Raw genomic sequence first — 18,924 nt, 5'->3', positions numbered from 1 at the left:
GGCGCAGCGTGTCCGCATAACTAGAAAATGACCCACACAGGAGACAACCGTGGGAGACATCGACTTTCAGGCGATGGAGTTCGCCTATGAAAAGCACGCGGACCAGACGGCGGCCAGCCTGGCGCGTCATCAGGTCGTGGTGGTGGGCGCCGGCCCCGTCGGCCTGACGACGGCGCTGGACCTGGCGCGCCAGGGCGTGCACGTGGTGGTGCTGGACGACGACTACCGACTGTCCACCGGATCGCGCGCCATCTGCTTTTCCAAGCGCACGCTGGAAATCTGGGACCGCCTGGGCGTGGGCCAGCGCATGATCGACAAGGGCGTGTCGTGGAACGTGGGCAAGGTGTTTTTCCGCGAGCAGGAAGTGTGGCGTTTTGACCTGCTGCCCGAGCCCGGCCACCGGCGCCCGGCGTTCATCAATCTGCAGCAGTACTACGCCGAAGGCTATCTGTACGAAGCGGCCCGCCAGCAGCCCAACATCGAGCTGCGCTGGAAGAACAAGGTCGCCGGCGTCATGCAAGGCGCCGATGGCGTGACGCTGACCGTGGAAACGCCGGAAGGCCCGTACTCGCTGCATGCCGATTGGCTGATCGCCTGCGACGGCGCGCGCTCGCCCGTGCGCAAGCTCATCGGCCAGGAAAGCCACGGCCGCATCTTCCGCGACCGGTTCCTGATTGCCGACGTCAAGATGACGGCGGATTTCCCGTCCGAGCGCTGGTTCTGGTTCGACCCGCCCTTTCACCCCAACCAATCGGTGCTGTTGCACCGGCAGCCCGACAATGTCTGGCGCATCGACTTTCAGCTGGGCTGGAATGCGGACCCCGTCGAAGCCGTCAAGCCGGAGAACGTGCTGCCCCGCATCCGTGCGCTGCTCGGGCCGGACGCGCAGTTCGAGCTGGAATGGGTCAGCGTCTACACCTTTGCGTGCGAACGCATGGACAAGTTCCGCCACGGCCGCATCGTCTTCGCGGGCGACTCCGCGCACCGCGTGTCGCCGTTCGGCGCGCGCGGCGCCAACAGTGGCGTGCAGGATGCCGAGAACCTGGCCTGGAAGCTCAAGCTGGTGCTGGCGGGGCTTGCGCCCGACACGCTGATCGACAGCTACAGCGCCGAACGCGAGTTCGCCGCCGACGAAAACATCCTGAACTCATCGCGCGCCACCGACTTCATCACGCCCAAGAGCGAGATCAGCCGCAGCTTCCGCAATGCGGTGCTGAATCTGGCAAAGGACCATCCGTTCGCGCGATCGCTGGTGAACAGCGGCCGCCTGTCGCTGCCGGCCACCTACGCCGGATCGCCGCTGAACACGCCGGACGCCGACGCATTCACCGGCCGCATGGTGCCGGGCGCGGTGGCGCTGGATGCGCCGGTGCTGATCCGGGGCGAACCGGGCTGGTGGCTGTCGCAGCTGGATGGCGAGTTCGTGCTGGCGGTGTTCTGCGGCGCCACGCTGCCCGCCCGCGAAACGCTGGCCGCGTTGCGGGCGCTACGCATGGCGCCGGTGCCCGTCAAGGCCGTGCTGGTGGCTGATGCGCAGTGCGACGTGACCGCGCTGCCCGCCGAGGTGGCGGTGGTGCGGGACAGCGAAGGCTGCCTGGCCAAGCGCTATGACGCGCAGGCGGGCACCGCCTACCTGATCCGCCCCGATCAGCACATCGCCGCGCGCTGGCGCGACTTCGATCCCAACGCGGTCGCCGCCGCCGTTCATCGCGCGACAGGCCGCGCGTGATTTCAGAGGTTATCCCCATGCTTATCACCGACACCAACCTCGCCGCGCCGGACGACTTCTACGAAGCGCTGATCGATGCCCACCGCGACCTGTCCAACGAGCAGAGCCAGGAGCTGAATGCGGCGCTGATCCTGCTCTTGGCCAACCACCTGGGCGATCTGGCCCTGCTCAAGGAAGCCTTGCACCACGCACGCGCTTCCGTGACGCAGACGGCCTGAAACGCCGGCCCCGCCATCACGGCGCGGCGCCGCGCAGGCCGCTAGGAACCGACCGCGAAGGTATTGACGATCAGGGCGCGCAGCCACTGATTGCCGCCGTCGCGGTCCACCCGGCGCTGCCAGTACATGTTGGTTTGCAGCGCCGGCACCTTGAGCGGCGGCATCATGAAGCGCAGGCCAAAGGGCGCGGCGGCGCTGGCCGCCAGCTTTTCCGGCACGGTCGCCAAGAGGTCGGTAGCGCTGACGATGTAGGGCACCGCGGAAAAATGCGGCACGCTGAAATGCTCGGCCAGATCCACCCCCGCCCGCTCCATCGACTGGTTGACCTGCCCATAGGGCGCCGCGCGCGACACGATGAGGTGACGCTCCGCGCGAAACGCCTTGATCCCCATTCCCGCATGCGCGGTGGGATGCGCCTGGCGAAAGAGCGTGGCGTAGCCCTGGCGAAACAGCATCCGCTGAAGCGTGCCCGCCCCCATGTCATCGAACGCCCCGATCGCCAGATCCACCCGGCCCGACTCCATCTCGCGCGGCAGGTCCGGACCCAGCACGCGCACGGAGTCGATCCGGACCAGCGGCGCCTTCTGGACGCAGACCTCCATGAGGCGCGGCATGAAGTGGATTTCGCCGACGTCCGTCATGGCCACGCGAAAGCGCCGGTTGCTGGTGGCCGCATCGAACACGTCCTGGTCCTGCAACGCCTGCGATAGCAGGCCCAGCGCTTCGCTGACGGGTCCGGCCAGCCGCTGGGCCCGCGGCGTGGGCAGCATGCCCTGCGCCGTGCGCACAAAGAGTTCGTCGCCGAACGCCGTGCGCAGGCGCCGCAGGGCATTGCTGACCGCCGGCTGCGACAGATCCATGCGCCGCGCCACCGCCGACAGGTTGCGGTCTTCGAGCAGGTGTTGAAACAGCAGCAACAGGTTCAAATCCACGTCGCGCAACTCGGCCATTTGGCCTCCCTACTATTCACAAAATTTATAGTCGCTATTTTTGCATTCCCGTAGCCGCAACAGGGATTTTTTCCGACAATGGCACATCGGCTCGGGCAACGCCCGCGCCGGCCACCACACCAAGCCGCGCGGCCAAGCACCGCGCCCGCCGCCCCAGGAGGATTCCATGGAACTGCAATACCAGACCGGCTTCGGCAACGATTGCGCCACCGAGGCCTTGCCCGGCGCCCTGCCCATCGGCCGCAATTCGCCGCAGCAATGTCCCTACGGCCTGTACGCCGAGCAGCTTTCCGGCACCGCCTTCACCGCGCCCCGCGCCGAGAACCGCCGCTCATGGCTGTACCGGATCCGTCCGGGCGCGCAGCACAAGCCCTTTGAAGCCTTCGACGGCGCCACCGGCTGGCTGAGCACGTTCGGCCACGGCCCGGTCACGCCGAATCAACTGCGCTGGAGCCCGATGCCGATTCCGGACGCGCCCACGGATTTCCTGGAAGGCGTGAAGACGTGGGGCGGCAATGGCGGCCCCGACGAACAGGGCGGCGTGGGCATCCATCTGTACGCGGCCAACCGCTCGATGCAGGGCCGTTACTTCTACAACGCCGACGGCGAACTGCTGCTGGTGCCGCAAGAGGGCCGGCTGCGCCTGGCCACCGAGTTGGGGCTGATCGACCTGGAACCGCTGGAGATTGCCGTCATTCCGCGCGGCGTGCGGTTCCGCGTGGAGCTGCTGGACGGCACGGCGCGCGGCTACATGCTCGAGAACTTTGGCGCGGCGCTGCGCCTGCCGGAACTGGGCCCGATCGGCTCGAACTGTCTGGCCAACGCACGCGACTTCAAGACGCCCGTGGCCTGGTACGAAGACGTGGACGGCGACTTTGAACTGATCGCCAAGTTCACGGGCGGCTTCTGGCGTGCCTCGATCGATCATTCGCCGCTGAACGTGGTGGCCTGGCATGGCACGCACGCCCCCTACAAATACGACCTGCGCAACTTCAACACCGTCGGTTCGATCAGCTTCGACCATCCGGATCCGTCGATCTTCACGGTGCTGACGGCGCCGTCGGACACCCCGGGCACGGCCAACATGGACTTCGCGATCTTCCCGCCGCGCATCCTGGCCATGGAGAACACGTTCCGTCCGCCCTGGTTCCACCGCAATATCGCCAGCGAATTCATGGGCCTGATCCAGGGCGTGTACGACGCCAAGGCCGATGGCTTCGCGCCGGGCGGCGCCAGCCTGCACAACTGCATGAGCGGCCACGGCCCCGATGCCGAGACCTTCGAGAAGGCCTCGCATGCGGACACCAGCAAGGCGCATTACATCCGCGACACGATGGCGTTCATGTTCGAGACCCGCCGCGTGATCCGCCCGACGGAGCAGGCGCTGGCGTCGGTAGAATTGCAGGGCGATTACTACCGGTGCTGGCAGGGCATCGCAAAGCACTTCGATCCCAAGAAGGCGTGACGCGTCCGCGTCAGCCTTCATTGCCGGCGGCGATGCGCGAGGAGCGTATCGCCGTTTGGCGTTTCATGCATCCGGCGCGCGGCAGGCCCGTGCGCCCGGCCGGCTCCCATAACCACACTGACCGAGACACGCAGCCATGACCACCATCAACGAAACCCACGACCCGTCCTTGAAGAGCTGGGTCGCCAGCGCCAATTCGGACACGTCGGATTTCCCCGTGCAGAACCTGCCCTACGGCGCTTTCCGCCGCAAGGGCACGCAAGAATCCTTCCGGCCCGGCGTGGCCATCGGCGACCAGATCCTGGACCTGGCCGCGCTGGCCGGCAAGCAGCCGTTCGAAGGCCTGGCCGCTGAAGCCCTGGCCGCCTGCGCCACCGACAGCCTGAATGCGTTGATGGCCCTGGGCCAATCGCACTGGAGCGCGCTGCGCCTGGCCCTGTCGCGCGCGCTGCGCGAAGGCGCCGCCCTGCGCGCCACCGTGGAGCCGCTGCTGGTCGCGCAGGCCGACGCCGAATACACCACGCCCGCCCGCATCGGCGACTACACCGACTTCTATATCTCGGTGCATCACGCCACCGCCGTGGGCAAGCAGTTCCGTCCCGACAATCCCCTGCTGCCGAACTACAAGTGGGTGCCCATCGGCTATCACGGCCGCGCCTCCAGCATCGGCGTGAATCAGAAATTCCCGCGTCCCGTCGGCCAGACGCGCCCCGCCAACGAGGGCGAAACGCCGCAATTCGGCCCCTGCGCGCGCCTGGACTATGAACTGGAACTGGGGATTTTCGTGGGCACGGGCAACGCCCAGGGTGAACGCATCGAACTGGCCGATGCCGATTCGCACGTGTTCGGCCTGTGCATCCTGAACGACTGGTCGGCGCGCGACATCCAGGCTTGGGAATACCAGCCGCTCGGCCCCTTCCTGTCCAAGAACTTCGCGTCCACGATCTCGCCGTGGATCGTCACGATGGAAGCGCTGGAGCCGTTCCGCACGCAATGGAACCGCGGCGCGGGCGAACCCCAGCCGATGCCGTACCTGTCGTCGGACGCCAACCGCGCCAAGGGCGCCTATGACGTGCAGATGCAAGTGCTGATGACCACCGAGCAATCCCGCGCCGCAAGCACGCCGCCGGTGCAGCTGTCCAGCAGCAACTTCCGCGATGCGTACTGGAACGTGGCGCAGCTCATCACGCATCACACGGTCAATGGCTGCAATCTGCAACCGGGCGACATGCTGGGCACCGGCACGCTGTCCGGACCGCGTCCGGCGGAAGCGGGTTCGCTCTTGGAACTGAGCAATGGCGGCAAGGCGCCGATCGAACTGCCGTGGGGCGAAAAGCGCACGTTCCTGCAGGACGGCGACCAGATCATCATCCGCGCCGAATGCGTGAAGGCGGGTTATCCGCGCATCGGCTTCGGGGAATGCTCGGGCGTCGTGCTGCCCGCGCGCGTCTAAGGCTGCGCCCCCCGCAAACCCGCTAACTGGCGGGTGGGTTTGCGGGGGCCGGCCTTCCGGCGGCCGGCGATCCGGGGGCCGGCATCCCAGCCGCCGGCATTCCCGAGGCAGACGTACCCGGCCGCGCGACAAGCGCCTCGATCTCGTCGTCCTTGGCCTGCCACTGCTGGCCGAGCCATTGGTGGAACGTGGTGCGAAACGCCTTGTCGCGCGAGTAATCGGCTTCGCAGAAGGCTGGCGGCACCGGCAACTGCCGCATCCGCACCACCACCTGCCCTGCGCGTCCGCAGGCAAAATCCCAGAAGCTGGGCACGCCGTCCGGATAGGCGATGGTCGCGTCGATCATCGAACGGAACCGCGCGCCCATCGCATTCAAAGACACCGCCAACCCGCCCGCCTTGGGCTTGAGCAGATGGCGGTACGGGGAACCCTGCGCCGCGCGCTTGGCTGGGCTGAAACGCGTGCCTTCGGCAAATACCATCACGCTGGTGGGCACCAGCGAAAACTTGGCGCAGGCGCGGCGTGCGGCTTCCTGGTCCTGGCGCCCCAGATCCGGGTTCTTGCGCAGGGCCGCCTTGCCGTGCCGCTTCATGAAGGGAAAGTCCAGCGCCCACCACGCCAGTCCGATGACGGGAACATAGATGAGCTGCTGCTTGAGGAAGAACTTGAGCAGCGGGATGCGCCGGTTCAGCGCGTACTGCAGTACGAAGATGTCGACCCACGACTGATGGTTGCAATTGACCAAATACCAGTCCGCATAGCGCAGGCCCTGATTGCCCTGGATATCCCAGGCTTGGGGCTGAATGCGCATGAACCAGCCCGTATTGCACGATACCCACGCCGTGGCAATGCCGTTGAGAATGGGATCGATGCGCCGCCTGACCGCGGCAAACGGCAACGCCAGCTTCAGCAGCGAGACCGGGAACAGCAGCAGGCACCAGAACAGCGTGTTGGCGGCCAGCCAAATGGTGCTGAGCACGCCGGTTATCCACGCCAGCCGGCCGCGCGGCACGGGGATGGCCAGGCGGCGCCGCGGTTGCGGCGCCGCGGGTTGGGCGTGCGAAAGCGCCGGGGATGCGGCGCGGGAGGCTCCCGTGGAGGGGTTCGGCGTTGTCATGGCCGCCAGTGTGCTATCGGCCCGCGGAATGAGGCTTGAGTAGGATCAAGGCAGGCGGTACTTCTCTTCGCGGTACGCCCAGCTTGCCCACAGCGCGTGCGCCAGCGCCTCCTGGGTCAGGGCCGGGTCCGCCGGCTCGACCGGCGCGTACGTTTCATCCTGCCCCACCGGCGCCGCCTTGTAGCTGAACTGCCGGGGCGCCTTGGCGGGCTCCAGCACCAGCAGCTGATCGCCCTTCAGATAGCCGAAGTTGTCCGCGTACTGCATCATCGCGCGGTTGGGATCACGCTGCGTCAGGTCCACGCCCAGCATGGGATTCACATTGTCCAGGCCGATCAGCGACAGCAGCGTCGGGGCCATGTCGATCTGGCTGACCAGGCGATCGTCCTGCCGCGGCGCGATGCCCGCGCCCAGGATCAGCGCGGGGATCTGGAAGTGCCGCACCGGCACGGGAATGGACCCGTACACGCGAGAATCGTGGTCGGCGATGACGAGGAAAACCGTGTTGTCCCAATACGGCGCCTTGCGCGCCTTCTCGAAGAACTGGCCCAGCGCCCAGTCCGCATAGCGCACCGTGTTGTCCACCGTGGCCGGATCGCCCACGGGCTGGATGCGCCCGGACGGATATTCCCAGGGCGAATGGTTGGTCACCGAGAACGCCAGCGTGAAGACCGGCTTGTCGCCATCGGCGCGCAGCAGACGGTCGACCTGATTGAACATGTCTTCGTCCGAGGCGCCCCACGATCCTTCGAATACGGGGTCGACGAACTTGGGCCGGTCCACGATCTCGTCAAAGCCGTTGCCCAGGAAGAAGGCGCGCATGTTGTCGAAGTGGGACTCGCCGCCGTACACGAAGCGCGAGTGATAGCCATGCTTGCCCAACAGCTGCGCCAGCGTGAAAAAGCCCGTCTGCGAACGCGGCAGCTTGACCACGGCGTCGGCCACGCTGGGCAAAAAGCCCGCCGTCACGGCTTCGATGCCGCGCACCGACCGCGTGCCGGTGGCGTAGGCGCGGTGGAACATCCAGCCCTCCTTGCCCAAGCGGTCGATGTTGGGGGTGAGGTCGCGCCCGCCCAGGCTGCCGACGTACTGCGCGCCCAGGCTTTCCTGCAGGATGATCACCACGTTCAGCGGCTTGTCCCGCCGCACGGTCGCTTTCTGTTCATGCAGGCTGGGCAGCTTGGGATCCATGGGCGCGCCGGTCATGCCGGCCTTCTCGCGCACGATGGCGTTCATCTCGTCCACGGCCATCTTGGGATACATCGCGGCCGACGAGCGCTCGTCCCGCATGCGGTACGCCGCATCGAACACGCTGTACAACGAATTGAGCGCCAGCGCGTTCACCATGGCGTCCGAGCTGAACGCCACCTTGGCCGGATTGATGGGGCGGTGTTCCAGCGTGCCGCGCGCGCCCAGGAACACCAGCGCCAGGATCACGAAGGACGCGATGGGCCGCTTCCACCACGCCATGAAGGAATCGCGCGAGCGCGTCGGGAAGAACTTGACCGCCAGCCACGCCGCAAGGACCAGCACCACGAACGCGGCAAGCAGCACGCCCTTGTAGCCCTGCCACAGCATCGAGCCCACTTCCTTCGGATTGAGCAGGTAGATGAAGTAAAGGCGGTTGGGCCGCGTGTCGTATTCGGCGATGAACTGCGGGGTCGATACCTCCAGCAGCACATACAGCATCCACCAGACGCGGAACCACCATGCGGTGATGCGCACGGCAAGCGGCCGGTGACCGAACCACGGCGAAAACACCGCCGGCAGCGCGATCACCATCGACAAAAGGCACACGTCGATGCGCAGTCCGCCAAAGAGAAGCGGGCCGAGGCCTCCGGCCGCTTCGACGCGGTCCCACATCCAGAAGGCCAGCCCCAAGCGCGACAGCGTCAGGAGCGCCAGGACGGCAATGATGAATCGAAGGGTCAGGCGACGCATGCCAGCCCCTCGCGCGCGTGGGGCAATGCGTGCCCCCATGAAGAATGCGTACTGCCGTGTGTGCCGCGCAAAACCATGCCGTTTCGATGATCAAAAAAATAACCGCGCCAAGAGTAACGCGGTTTTGGATTTATCGACGGCGGCCCGTACCGTTCAAACGTTGTACGACATCACACTTGCGGCAAGCAAGGCCACGAGCGCGCTACTGCGCGCGGCGCAGGCGCTCGCGGCTGTTGCTCAGGTGCGTGCGCATGGCCGCGCGGGCCGCCTCGGGGTCCTGCCGCGTGATCGCGCTGAAGATGTCTTCGTGCTCGAGATTCACGCGCGCCAGATACGCTGCGCGGTCTTCGTGGGCAAACTTGGCCGAGTTGATGCGGGTGCGGGGAATGATGGCGGACCCCAGATGCGCCATGAGGTCCGCGAAGTAGCGATTGTCGGTGGACTGGGCCACCAGCAGATGGAACTGGAAATCCGGCGTGATGGTGTCGCCGCCGCTGTCCAGCGCCAGCTTGAAGGCATCGAGCGCCCGCCGCATCGCCTGCAACTGGTCTTCGCTGCGGCGGATGGCCGCCAGGCCCGCGGCCTCGCTTTCCAGGCAGATACGCAGTTCCAGCAGGACCAGCACGTCGCGCACGGTGGCGATGTCGGCCGGGTCCACGCGGAAATCGCCGCCCCCGCTGGGTTCCAGTGCATACGTGCCGACGCCGTGATGCGTTTCAACTAGGCCCGAGGCCTGCAACCGCGACAGCGCCTCGCGCACGACCGTGCGGCTGACGCCGAACTGACGCATGATGGCCGATTCGGTGGGAAGCTTGTCGCCGGGACGGATTTCACCGCTGCGGATGCGTTCGGAAATGTTCTCGACCAGGCCTTGCGCCAGGTTGCGGGGACGACGCTGCGGCAGGACAGGGGTATCGACAGGAGCGTTCATCAGGGATTATCCGAAGACGGTTGCGCAGCGCTTGACGCTGGAAAATGGCGATCATTATACTTCGCGACAGTTGTACGATAACGTACCAGACAAGTCCACTCCACCGCGCCATTCACAGAGCGTTGCGTCATGAGCCGAGCTGTCAACAACATGCCTGCATCTTCCCGGTGTCATCGTTTGTTATTGACCGGCGCCGCCGGCAACCTGGGCCTGGTCCTGCGTCCCCGATTGAAAGCCCATGCGGACATCCTGCGCGTGTCGGACGTGGTCGCCATGGCGCCCGCGCAGCCGGGCGAGGAAGTCGTCCCCTGCAACCTGGCCGACGCCGCCGCCGTGTCGGAACTGGTGCGCGGCGTGGACGCCATCGTGCATCTGGGCGGCGTCTCGGTGGAACGCCCGTTCGAGGAAATCCTTCCCGCCAACATCCAGGGCGTCTACAACGTCTACGAAGCCGCCCGCCTGCATGGCGTGCAGCGCGTGGTGTTCGCCAGTTCCAACCACGTCATCGGCTTTTACGAGCAGGGCCAGACGCTGGACGCGGACGTGCCCCTGCGGCCCGACGGCTATTACGGCCTGAGCAAGGCCTACGGCGAAAACCTCTCCCGCTTCTATTTCGACCGCTACGGCATCCAGACCGTGTGCCTGCGCATCGGTTCGTCGTTTCCCGAACCCAAGGACCGGCGCATGCTGGTCACCTGGCTCAGCCATGACGACCTGACCGACCTCGTCGTCCGCGCTCTGTTCACGCCGGACGTCGGCCACCTCATCGTGTATGGCGCATCGGCCAACCGCGACAGCTGGTGGGACAACAGCGGCGCGGCGGTGCTGGGCTTTGCGCCCAAGGATTCGTCGGAACCATTCCGCGCAAAGGTCGAAGCGCAGCCCGCGCTGGCCGCGGACGACCCCGCCGCGCGGTATCAGGGCGGCGCCTTCGTCAAGGCCGGCCCCTTCCCTTTCCCGAACGCCTGAAGCCTCCCATGTCCACCACCGCCGAACGTCTGGGAACTGTGTTGTGCGGCGTCGGAGAAAGCCCAATCTGGCGCCGGGCCGACCAGGCGTTCTACTGGACCGACATTCCCGGCAAGACCCTGTGGCGCTGGTCGCCGGAAACCGGCGCATTCGCGCAGTGGGCACTGCCGCAGATGGCGGGCAGCATCGCCATGCGGGGGGACGGCTGGCTGCTGGCGATGGAAGATGGCTTTTATGCTTGCGACGCACTGCGTGAAGGCCAGGCCTGCGCCGCTCGCCCGCTCGCATCCGTTGCCCATGCCGCGCCCGGCATGCGGTTCAACGACGGCCGCTGCGATCGGCAAGGCCGGTTTCTGGCGGGCACCATGGTCATGGACATGGCCCTGGCCTCGCCCGCCGGCGCGCTGTACCGGCATGACGCGCGCGGCGTTACCGTCCTGCTCGACGGCCTGATCGTGCCCAATGGACTGGCGTTCAGCCCGCAGGGCCGGACGATGTACCTGTCCGATTCGCACCCGTCGCGCGCCACCGTATGGGCGTTCGACTACGACACCGAGACAGGTGTGCCGGCCAACCGCCGCGTCTTCATTGACGCCCTGCCCGCCGGCCGTCCCGACGGCGCCGCGGTGGACGCGGCGGGCTGCTACTGGATTTGCGGCAACGACGCCGGCAAGGTGTATCGCTACACCCCCGACGGCCGGCTGGACCGCACCCTGGACGTGCCCGCCGCCAAGGTCGCCATGTGCGCCTTCGGCGGCTCCCGCATGGACACGCTTTTCGTGACGTCTATCCGCCCGGGCAATGCCGCGCCCGGCGCGCTGGACGGCGCCGTGTTCGCCCTGCACCCCGGCGTGCAGGGCCTGGAGGAAACCGCCAGCGCCGGTTAGCACCCGACGGGCGCGCCCCTTTGCGCCCACCCCGAGCAGGTCAGTGCATATCAAAGAGCTTCGGGGCCGTCCCGGCCCTCAACGAAACGCCGTACCCCATCCGGAGGTAGACATGCTGCACCCTCACCTGAGCCGCGCCATTCTGGCCGCGGCCGCCTTGCTGACGCTGATTCCCGCCACTCACGCCGCCGAGCTGCGCTCCGCGGACATCCATCCCGACGACTACCCCACTGTGCAGGCCGTGCGCCACTTCGGCGATCTGGTCAAGCAACGGACCAACGGCCGCATCACCGTGAAGGTGTTCTCTGGCGGCGCGCTTGGCAACGAAGACGATTCGATCGAACAGGTGAAACTGGGCGCGCTGGCCATGGCCCGCGTGTCGAGCGCGGCGATGCACAACATCTGCCAGACCACCCGCGTGCCCTCGCTGCCGTTCCTGTTCCGTTCCAAGGAGCATCTGCACAAGGTGCTGGACAGCGAGATCGGCGATCAGATCCTGCGCTCGTGCGAGGGTGCCGGCTTTGTGGGCCTGGCCTGGTACGACAGCGGTTCGCGCTCGATGTACACGACCAAGAAGCCGATCAAGACGCTGGCCGACGCCAAGGGCCTGAAGATCCGCGTGCAGCAGTCGGACCTGTCCGTGGCGATGGTCGAGGCGATGGGCGGCAACGCCACGCCGATGCCGATGGGCGAGGTGTACACGTCGCTCAAGACCGGGCTGGTCGATGCGGCCGAGAACAATTTTCCCAGCTACGAAAGCGCGCATCACTACGAGGTCGCCAAGTTCTATTCGCTGACCGAGCACACGATGACGCCCGAGATCCTGATCTTCTCCAAGCGCCAGTGGGACAAGCTGCCGCCCGACGACCAGAAGATCCTGCGCGAAGCGGCGCGCGAATCGGTGCCCTACATGCGCAAGCTGTGGGACGAGCGCGAGCAGAAGTCGCGCGCGGTGGTCGAGAAGGCGGGCTCGCAGATCTCGCAGGTCGACAAACCCTCGTTCCAGGGCGCGATGAAGCCGGTGTACGAACGCTTCGTCACCACGCCTGAAATGAAAGACCTGGTCGCCAAGATCCAGGCCGTGCAGTGAGGACATCATGTTGGCCACACCCACGAATGAACCAGATGTCGCCGCGGGGGGCCGGGAAGAAGCCCTGGCTGCCCCGCTGGATGCCTACTCCCGCGCCTGCGCCCGATTGGCGCGGATCTGCATGTGGACGAGCGTATTCGGGCTGATCTGCCTGATCGTCGCCGTCTCGCTGCAGATCTTCGGCCGCCATGTGCTGAACAGCACGCCGACCTGGGCGGAAAGCCTGGCGCTCCTGCTGGTGCTGTACGTCACCATGCTGGGCGCGGCGGTGGGCGTGCGCGACGCCGGGCATATCGGCTTCGAGTCCCTGCTCGACGCCCTGCCCCCCGCCGGGCAACGGCGGCTGCGCATCTTCATCCATCTGCTCGTGCTGCTGTTCGGCGTGCTGATGGCCTGGAACTGCGGCGTGCTGGCCGAGTCCGTCGCGGCCTACAAGATCCCCAACCTGGGCATCTCCAACGCGTGGAAGTACGTTCCTGCAACCCTGTCGGGCACCTTGATCGCGCTCTTTTCCGTCGAGCACATCATCGCGATCCTGCGCAACCAGAAGGTGGTACCGGCATGGCGCTGACACTACTGTCCTTCACCTTCATGGGGTTCCTCGTGATCGGCGTGCCGGTGGCCTTCGCCATCGGGCTGTCGTCCATCACGGCCATCATGTACGAAGACCTGCCGCTGGCAGTGGCCTTCCAGCAGATGACCTCGGGCATGAACGCGTTTTCGTTCCTGGCCATCCCCTTCTTCATCTTCACCGGCGAGCTGATGCTGTACGGCGGCATTGCCGACCGCATCGTGGCGTTCGCCAAGTCGCTGGTGGGCCATGTGCGGGGCGGCCTGGGCATGTCCAACGTGGTGGCCTGCACGCTGTTCGGCGGCGTGTCGGGATCGCCGGTGGCGGACGTGTCGGCGATGGGGTCGGTGATGATCCCGATGATGAAGCGCGAGGGTTATCACGCCGACTACGCGGTAAACGTCACGACCCACGCGGCGCTGGTGGGCGCGCTGATGCCGACCAGCCACAACATCATCATCTACACGCTGGCCGCGGGCGGCAAGGTATCCATCGCGGCGCTGATCGCGGCAGGCGTCGTGCCCGCCCTGATCCTGACCGCGTGCAACCTTGCCGCCGCCTACTTCGTGGCGCGCAGCCGGGGCTACCCGGCAGGCACGTTCCCGGGCTGGCACATCGTGTTCCGCTCGCTGGTGGCCGCGGCGCCGGGGCTGTTCGTGGTGGTGCTGATCATCGCAGGCATCCTGAGCGGCGTCTTCACCGCGACGGAATCCGCGGCGGTGGCGGTGCTGTATGCGCTGGCGCTGACGATCTTCGTCTACCGCTCGCTGACCTGGGACCAGTTCGTGCGCGCGGCCAGCAAGGCGGTGAAAACCACGGGCGTGGTGCTGCTGCTGATCGGCATCTCCGCCACGTTCGGCTACCTGATCAGCTTCTATGGCGTGGCCGAAAAGACCGGGCAGCTGATGGCGTCGATTTCCACGGAACCGTGGGCCATCTTCCTGATGGTCAACATCATCCTGTTCGTGCTGGGCACCTTCCTGGACATGGCCGCCACCATCCTGATCTGCACGCCGATCTTCCTGCCGATCTGCATGCAGTACGGCATGGGGCCCGTGCAGTTCGGCATGGTGCTGCTGCTGAACTGCGCGCTGGGGCTGAACACGCCGCCGGTGGGCACCACGCAGTTCGTGGGATGCGCCATCGGCGGGGTATCGGTGGGAACGGTGATGCGCACCATCTGGCCGTTCTACGGCGCGCTGCTGGCCGCGCTGGCGCTGGTGACCTACGTGCCGGCGTTCTCGCTGTGGCTGCCGGGCGTGCTGCTCAACTGACGCGCGGCGCGCGGGACGGGCCGTGCGCGGTCCGTCCCACGATCACCGGATAGAAGAAGATCGCGGCCAGCAGCCACATCAGCGCGGCGGACCACAGCGTCTGGCTGAGAAAGTGCGCGCCCTGCAGGATGCGCACGACGGAAAAGCCCGCGCCCGCCGCCACCCCGATCGCCAGCCCGCCCCAGCGCCACGCAGGCCGGCCCAGCGCCCATCCCGCAAAGTACAGGCTGAGCAGCGCGTAGCCCGCGCCGGCATGGCCGCTGGGCAAGGCGCCGCCGGCGCGCGCACGCGCCCAGGTCCACCAGTGCACCGGATACGGCGTGTAGCCGCCCAGCGTCTCCAGATCGTAGGGACGCGGCAGCGTCGTGTGATGCTTGAGCTGGTTGATGAGCACTTGCCCGGTCAGGCACGATGCCGCCACGGCGATCGCCGCGCCGCGCCAGCGGCGCCATGCGGGGATGCGGTAGCTGGCGGCCGCGATGGCGGCCGCGGCCAGACCCACGCCGATCGGCAGGGCGAGCACAATGCGGTGGCCCAGCAACTCCAGCCACCGGCTGCCGTGCAGCGGAAAATCGTCGATCACCGGGTCAAAGAGCGCACGCGCGATGTACATGTCCAGCCCCGATTCCTTGGCCCACCACGCCAGACAGGCAAGCAGCAGCGTCACGGCTCCGACATGGGTGAGCAGGTAAAAGGCTCTCGTCGGCGCGTGCGGCGCCGGCAGTAATGGGGACGGCATGATCGGGATTTTCCGGACGATTCGGGCCAGCGCACTTTACGGGCCCGACAGTCGAAAATTCGTCAAATTCGCGTGGTAGGCGCTGCCGTCTCGGCCTGCCGGAATCGCAATAGGAAGCGGGTGCCGCGCGCGGGCCCCTCTTGCGAGGACTCGACCGTGAGCGACCAGCCCTGCATGTCGCATACGCGCTTGGCGATCGCCAGTCCCAACCCGCGCGCCGCCTCGTCGCTGCCCGCCGCGCCCGAATCGCGCATGCGGCCGCTGAAATACCGGCGGAACAGGAACGGCAGGTCGCTGGCGGCGATGCCCTTGCCGTCGTCGCGCAGTTCCAGCCCGCCCTGCGCATCCAGCGACGCGGTCAGCGTGGCCGGCGCGGCGTGCTCGATGGCGTTGCGCACGAGGTTGCGCAGGACGGTGAGCAGGGCGTAGCGGTCCAGCGTCAGCACCTGGCTTGCCGGGATCTGGTTATCGAAGCGCAGGTCCGCCTGCCTGGCTTGGGCGGCGTAGCCGCGCCAGGCGTCCTCCATGCAGGCGGCAATGTCGACGGGCTCCGGCTCGCGCAACTGGTCGCGCGCCATCGCGCGCGCGCTTTCCAGGCTGACGATCACGTGGTCCACGTTGTCGACCACGCGCGTCAGGCGCTGCTGCTGGTCCGGCGTCAGCGCCTGCGTCAGCAGCATGAGCTCGCTGTCGGACCGGATCGCGGCCAGCGGCGTACGGACTTCGTGGCTGAGATTGCCGGCAAACTCCCGTTCGCGGGCGATCGACCGGTCGACCTGGCCCTGCACGCGGTTAAAGGCTTCGATGAGCCGCCCGGCCTCGTCGTCGCGCGTGACCGCCATGTCGGGCGACCCGGGCGCCCATGTCGACAGCCGGTCTGTCAGGTCCAGCAGCGGCCCGACCGCCACTGCTGCCACACGGCGCGACAGCGCGTAGGCCAACACCACGCACAGCGCGCCCACGCCCAGCACGATCAGACCGAAGTCGTGCACCCGCTCTTCGTTGTCGGTGGCGTCGTAAAGCAGATACACCTTGCCGCGGTCGGTCTCGGCCACCATCACGTGCCACGTGTACGCGCCCGGTTCGATGAGGTGCAGTCCGTTCTCCAGCGATAGCAGCTCGGGCGGCATGCCGACGGGCGGCTGGCCGTCCACGCTGAGCCACGCGCGCATGGACCCGCCCAGTTCACGCGGGCCGCGACGCGGCAGGAACTCGTCACTGCTGCGTGCATGCTGGACCAGGCGATCCATTTCGGTGTTGAGGATGTCGTTGACCAGATCGTCCTCCATCTGGTCGAACGTCAGGTAGGCCAGAAGCGCGAGCGCCGTGACAAACAGCGCCACCGCGCCCGTCAGCGCCCAGACGACGCGCTGGGTCAAGGTGCCGGAGGAAGCGCGGCTCATGATGCGGCGCCGGGCAACGCCAGGCGCCAGCCCGTGCCGTGCACGGTCTCGATGCCGTCAAAGCCCGCGTCGGCCAGCGCGCGGCGCAAGAGGTGCACCTGGCTGCGCAGCGCATCGGACGAAGGCGGCTCGTTGCCCCACAACACGGATTCGAGTTCCTCGCGCGTGACCACGCGGCCCGGATCGCGCAGCAGCACTTCGATGATGAGGCTTGCCTTGCGGGTCAGATGGACCGGCACGCCGCTGACCGACACCACACGGCTGCGCGCGTCGAACTGAAGCGGGCCGAACGTGCGCTCGGCGTCCACCGTCGACCCTTTGGCGCGCTGGATCAGCGCCAGCAGCCGGGCCTCGACCTCGAGCAACGCGAACGGCTTGGTCAGGTAGTCGTCGGCGCCGTGCGAAAAGCCCGCCAGCTTGTCTTCGAGACTGTCGCGCGCGGTCAGCATCAGCACCGGCACGGCCAGCCGCCGTTCCGTGCGCATGGCGTGCAGCACGGCGTTGCCGTCCATGCCGGGCAGGCCGATATCCAGCAGCACGGCGTCAAAGCGTTGCGTCTGCAACTGCTGCAAGGCGGCGGGTCCGCTGTAGGCCACGTCGGGAAGAAAGCCGCGCGCCTCCAGGAAGCTGTACAGATTGCCGGCGATGATGTGGTCGTCCTCGACGATCAGCACCCGGTGATTCGCGCCCGCTGCGGGAGGGGTTGCCATGTTCTGCGATCCTGGCCGCGTTACGTGGAAAGCACCTTGCCGGGGTTCATGAGCCCCTGCGGATCCAGCGCGCGCTTGATCCGGCGCATCAGGGCGAGCTCCACGGGATTCTTGTAGCGCGGCAGCTCGTCACGCTTGAGCTGGCCCACGCCGTGTTCGGCGCTGATCGAGCCCTTGTGCGCGTGCACGCTGTCATGCACCACGCCGTAGATCTCGCCCTGCAACGCCAGCAGCTCGGCTTCGCTCTGCCCCGGCGCATGCGCCACGTTGTAGTGCAGGTTGCCGTCGCCCAGATGGCCGAAGATCACATGGCGCACGCCCGGAAAGCGCGCCTGCAGCAAGGCGTTGGTCTTGTGCACGAATCCGGCAATGGACGAGATGGGAATGGAGACGTCATGCTTGACCGACTTGCCCAGTTCAGCTTCGGCCAGCGGGATGCTTTCGCGCAGGTGCCACAGCGCCTTGCTCTGCGAGACGTTCGCGGCGATGGCGGCGTCGTTCACCAGGCCCGCCTCGATGGCCTCGCCCAGCACGGCCTCGAAACGCTCGCGGGCGTGGGTCTCGCTCTCGCTGTCGGACAGCTCCAGCAAGGCGAACCACGGCGAGGCCGCCGATTCGCCTTCGAAGGGCAGGCGCTGCTGCGGAAAGAGGCGCACCACGCCTTGCAGGCAGGCGCCGCTCATGAGTTCGAAACCGGTCAGCGAGGCGCCGAACCCCGCGCGGGCGCGCGACAGCACTTCCACGGCGTTATCGATGCTGTCCAGCGTCAGTAGTGCCGTGCACGACGCCACGGGGCGCGGGTACAGCTTGAGGGTGGCGGCCGTGATGATGCCCAGCGTGCCTTCGCTGCCGATGTACAGGTCGCGAAGGTCGTAGCCGGTGTTGTCCTTGCGCAGGCCGCGCAGGCCGTCCCAGATCTCGCCTTCGGCGGTCACGACCTCCAGGCCCAGCGTGAGGTCGCGCGTGTTGCCATAGCGCAGCACCTGCGTCCCGCCCGCGTTGGTGGCCAGGTTGCCGCCGATGGTGCAGCTGCCTTCGGCCGCCAGGCTCAGCGGGAACAGGCGGTTCGCGGCCGCCGCGGCCTCTTGTACGGCCTGCAGGATGCACCCGGCCTCCACGGTGATGGTGTCGTTGTCGGTGTCCAGCGCGCGCACGGCGGTGAGCCGGGCGGTGGACAGGACGATGGCTGTGCCGGAATCGTCCGGCGTGGCGCCGCCGCACAGGCCCGTGTTGCCGCCTTGCGGCACCACCGGCACGCCATGCTGGGCGCACAGCTTGATGGCGGCCGCCACGTCGGCGGTGGAGCCGGGGCGGATCACCGCCAGCGCCGCGCCGCGATAGCGGCGGCGCCAATCCAGCACATAGGAATCCGCGTCCGCGCCCGTCAGCACGTGGGAGTCGCCCAGGAGGGCCTGTAGATCGCTCAGCAATGTCATGGATGCCGCACTTGAAATCGGCCCGGCCGCTGGGGCCGGGC

17 protein-coding genes are annotated in these 18,924 nt (G+C 67.2%); 9 read left to right on the top strand and 8 right to left on the bottom strand.

Going from position 1 to position 18,924, the window contains the following annotated elements; genetic code table 11:
• The first annotated feature begins 49 nt into the window (after nt 1-49).
• Both HV786_RS01710 and HV786_RS01705 read left to right on the top strand, forming a co-directional pair.
• On the top strand, nt 50-1,729 hold the full coding sequence (locus tag HV786_RS01710) for an FAD-dependent oxidoreductase (RefSeq protein ID WP_175209815.1): 1,680 nt from the start codon (nt 50-52) through the stop codon (nt 1,727-1,729).
• Nucleotides 1,730-1,746: 17 nt separating this feature from the next.
• Entirely contained in the window at nt 1,747-1,947 is a 201-nt protein-coding gene (locus tag HV786_RS01705) for a DUF2783 domain-containing protein (protein ID WP_056325352.1), read from the top strand.
• 41 nt (nt 1,948-1,988) lie between these two features.
• Here the strand turns inward: HV786_RS01705 and HV786_RS01700 are convergent, their stop codons facing one another.
• Nucleotides 1,989-2,897, bottom strand: coding sequence for a LysR family transcriptional regulator (locus HV786_RS01700; RefSeq protein WP_128828961.1), 909 nt, complete (start codon nt 2,895-2,897; stop codon nt 1,989-1,991).
• A gap of 166 nt (nt 2,898-3,063) precedes the next feature.
• Here HV786_RS01700 and hmgA point away from each other — a divergent pair, with 166 nt between their 5' ends.
• Together hmgA and fahA are read left to right on the top strand one after the other, a co-directional pair.
• The gene (gene hmgA, locus HV786_RS01695) at nt 3,064-4,362 is read left to right on the top strand and encodes a homogentisate 1,2-dioxygenase (RefSeq protein ID WP_128828962.1); all 1,299 of its coding nucleotides are present in this window, start codon (nt 3,064-3,066) and stop codon (nt 4,360-4,362) included.
• Nucleotides 4,363-4,498: 136 nt separating this feature from the next.
• The gene (gene fahA, locus HV786_RS01690; protein WP_142053186.1) at nt 4,499-5,815 is read left to right on the top strand and encodes a fumarylacetoacetase; all 1,317 of its coding nucleotides are present in this window, start codon (nt 4,499-4,501) and stop codon (nt 5,813-5,815) included.
• Between the two features lie 22 nt (nt 5,816-5,837).
• On the opposite strand, the gene HV786_RS01685 is transcribed toward fahA, so the two are convergent.
• From HV786_RS01685 to HV786_RS01675, 3 genes are all read right to left on the bottom strand, one after another.
• On the bottom strand, nt 5,838-6,827 hold the full coding sequence (locus HV786_RS01685) for an acyltransferase (RefSeq protein ID WP_420809621.1): 990 nt from the start codon (nt 6,825-6,827) through the stop codon (nt 5,838-5,840).
• A 150-nt stretch (nt 6,828-6,977) separates the two neighbouring features.
• Nucleotides 6,978-8,873, bottom strand: a complete 1,896-nt coding sequence (locus HV786_RS01680) for an LTA synthase family protein (RefSeq protein ID WP_128828963.1) — start codon at nt 8,871-8,873, stop codon at nt 6,978-6,980.
• Nucleotides 8,874-9,075: 202 nt separating this feature from the next.
• Nucleotides 9,076-9,804 (bottom strand): FadR/GntR family transcriptional regulator, encoded by a 729-nt coding sequence (locus HV786_RS01675; protein ID WP_128828964.1) that lies wholly within the window; start codon nt 9,802-9,804, stop codon nt 9,076-9,078.
• Between the two features lie 129 nt (nt 9,805-9,933).
• On the opposite strand from HV786_RS01675, the gene HV786_RS01670 reads away from it, so the two are divergent.
• From HV786_RS01670 to HV786_RS01650, 5 genes are all read left to right on the top strand, one after another.
• Nucleotides 9,934-10,773: an NAD-dependent epimerase/dehydratase family protein gene (locus HV786_RS01670; RefSeq protein ID WP_175209813.1), complete on the top strand. Its 840-nt coding sequence runs from the start codon at nt 9,934-9,936 to the stop codon at nt 10,771-10,773.
• 8 nt (nt 10,774-10,781) lie between these two features.
• Nucleotides 10,782-11,660 (top strand): SMP-30/gluconolactonase/LRE family protein, encoded by an 879-nt coding sequence (locus HV786_RS01665; protein WP_128828966.1) that lies wholly within the window; start codon nt 10,782-10,784, stop codon nt 11,658-11,660.
• 112 nt (nt 11,661-11,772) lie between these two features.
• Nucleotides 11,773-12,750: a TRAP transporter substrate-binding protein gene (locus tag HV786_RS01660; protein ID WP_128828967.1), complete on the top strand. Its 978-nt coding sequence runs from the start codon at nt 11,773-11,775 to the stop codon at nt 12,748-12,750.
• A gap of 7 nt (nt 12,751-12,757) precedes the next feature.
• Nucleotides 12,758-13,321 (top strand): TRAP transporter small permease, encoded by a 564-nt coding sequence (locus HV786_RS01655; RefSeq protein WP_128828968.1) that lies wholly within the window; start codon nt 12,758-12,760, stop codon nt 13,319-13,321.
• Nucleotides 13,312-14,595 (top strand): TRAP transporter large permease, encoded by a 1,284-nt coding sequence (locus HV786_RS01650; RefSeq protein WP_056325325.1) that lies wholly within the window; start codon nt 13,312-13,314, stop codon nt 14,593-14,595. The genes HV786_RS01655 and HV786_RS01650 overlap by 10 nt, the downstream gene beginning before the upstream one ends.
• Here the strand turns inward: HV786_RS01650 and HV786_RS01645 are convergent.
• The 4 genes from HV786_RS01645 to HV786_RS01630 all read right to left on the bottom strand — a co-directional run bounded on the left by HV786_RS01645 (nt 14,588) and on the right by HV786_RS01630 (nt 18,883).
• Nucleotides 14,588-15,334 carry a phosphatase PAP2 family protein gene (locus HV786_RS01645; RefSeq protein WP_175209811.1) on the bottom strand — a complete coding sequence of 249 codons (747 nt, stop codon included), beginning with the start codon at nt 15,332-15,334 and terminating at the stop codon, nt 14,588-14,590. The genes HV786_RS01650 and HV786_RS01645 overlap by 8 nt on opposite strands.
• Before the next feature lie 62 nt (nt 15,335-15,396).
• Complete coding sequence (locus HV786_RS01640) at nt 15,397-16,737, bottom strand: sensor histidine kinase (RefSeq protein ID WP_128828969.1); 1,341 nt, start codon at nt 16,735-16,737, stop codon at nt 15,397-15,399.
• Nucleotides 16,734-17,447, bottom strand: a complete 714-nt coding sequence (locus HV786_RS01635; RefSeq protein WP_128828970.1) for a response regulator transcription factor — start codon at nt 17,445-17,447, stop codon at nt 16,734-16,736. The genes HV786_RS01640 and HV786_RS01635 overlap by 4 nt, the downstream gene beginning before the upstream one ends.
• Before the next feature lie 20 nt (nt 17,448-17,467).
• The gene (locus HV786_RS01630; RefSeq protein WP_056325318.1) at nt 17,468-18,883 is read right to left on the bottom strand and encodes an FAD-binding oxidoreductase; all 1,416 of its coding nucleotides are present in this window, start codon (nt 18,881-18,883) and stop codon (nt 17,468-17,470) included.
• Nucleotides 18,884-18,924: the final 41 nt, after the last annotated feature.

The organism is Achromobacter mucicolens (assembly GCF_902859725.1).
In the GTDB taxonomy this organism is placed as follows: domain Bacteria; phylum Pseudomonadota; class Gammaproteobacteria; order Burkholderiales; family Burkholderiaceae_B; genus Achromobacter; species Achromobacter mucicolens.
Note: the sequence above shows the minus strand (reverse complement) of the source record. Positions and strands in the feature narration are given on the sequence as shown.

Excerpts from the sequence above, each read along its gene's own strand:
- HV786_RS01705 (WP_056325352.1), top strand. The coding sequence starts at position 1,747 with ATGCTTATCACCGACACCAACCTCGCCGCGCCGGACGACTTCTACGAA.
- HV786_RS01700 (WP_128828961.1), bottom strand. The coding sequence starts at position 2,897 with ATGGCCGAGTTGCGCGACGTGGATTTGAACCTGTTGCTGCTGTTTCAA.
- hmgA (WP_128828962.1), top strand. The coding sequence starts at position 3,064 with ATGGAACTGCAATACCAGACCGGCTTCGGCAACGATTGCGCCACCGAG.
- fahA (WP_142053186.1), top strand. The coding sequence starts at position 4,499 with ATGACCACCATCAACGAAACCCACGACCCGTCCTTGAAGAGCTGGGTC.
- HV786_RS01680 (WP_128828963.1), bottom strand. The coding sequence starts at position 8,873 with ATGCGTCGCCTGACCCTTCGATTCATCATTGCCGTCCTGGCGCTCCTG.
- HV786_RS01675 (WP_128828964.1), bottom strand. The coding sequence starts at position 9,804 with ATGAACGCTCCTGTCGATACCCCTGTCCTGCCGCAGCGTCGTCCCCGC.
- HV786_RS01670 (WP_175209813.1), top strand. The coding sequence starts at position 9,934 with ATGAGCCGAGCTGTCAACAACATGCCTGCATCTTCCCGGTGTCATCGT.
- HV786_RS01665 (WP_128828966.1), top strand. The coding sequence starts at position 10,782 with ATGTCCACCACCGCCGAACGTCTGGGAACTGTGTTGTGCGGCGTCGGA.
- HV786_RS01660 (WP_128828967.1), top strand. The coding sequence starts at position 11,773 with ATGCTGCACCCTCACCTGAGCCGCGCCATTCTGGCCGCGGCCGCCTTG.
- HV786_RS01655 (WP_128828968.1), top strand. The coding sequence starts at position 12,758 with ATGTTGGCCACACCCACGAATGAACCAGATGTCGCCGCGGGGGGCCGG.
- HV786_RS01650 (WP_056325325.1), top strand. The coding sequence starts at position 13,312 with ATGGCGCTGACACTACTGTCCTTCACCTTCATGGGGTTCCTCGTGATC.
- HV786_RS01645 (WP_175209811.1), bottom strand. The coding sequence starts at position 15,334 with ATGCCGTCCCCATTACTGCCGGCGCCGCACGCGCCGACGAGAGCCTTT.
- HV786_RS01640 (WP_128828969.1), bottom strand. The coding sequence starts at position 16,737 with ATGAGCCGCGCTTCCTCCGGCACCTTGACCCAGCGCGTCGTCTGGGCG.
- HV786_RS01635 (WP_128828970.1), bottom strand. The coding sequence starts at position 17,447 with ATGGCAACCCCTCCCGCAGCGGGCGCGAATCACCGGGTGCTGATCGTC.
- HV786_RS01630 (WP_056325318.1), bottom strand. The coding sequence starts at position 18,883 with ATGACATTGCTGAGCGATCTACAGGCCCTCCTGGGCGACTCCCACGTG.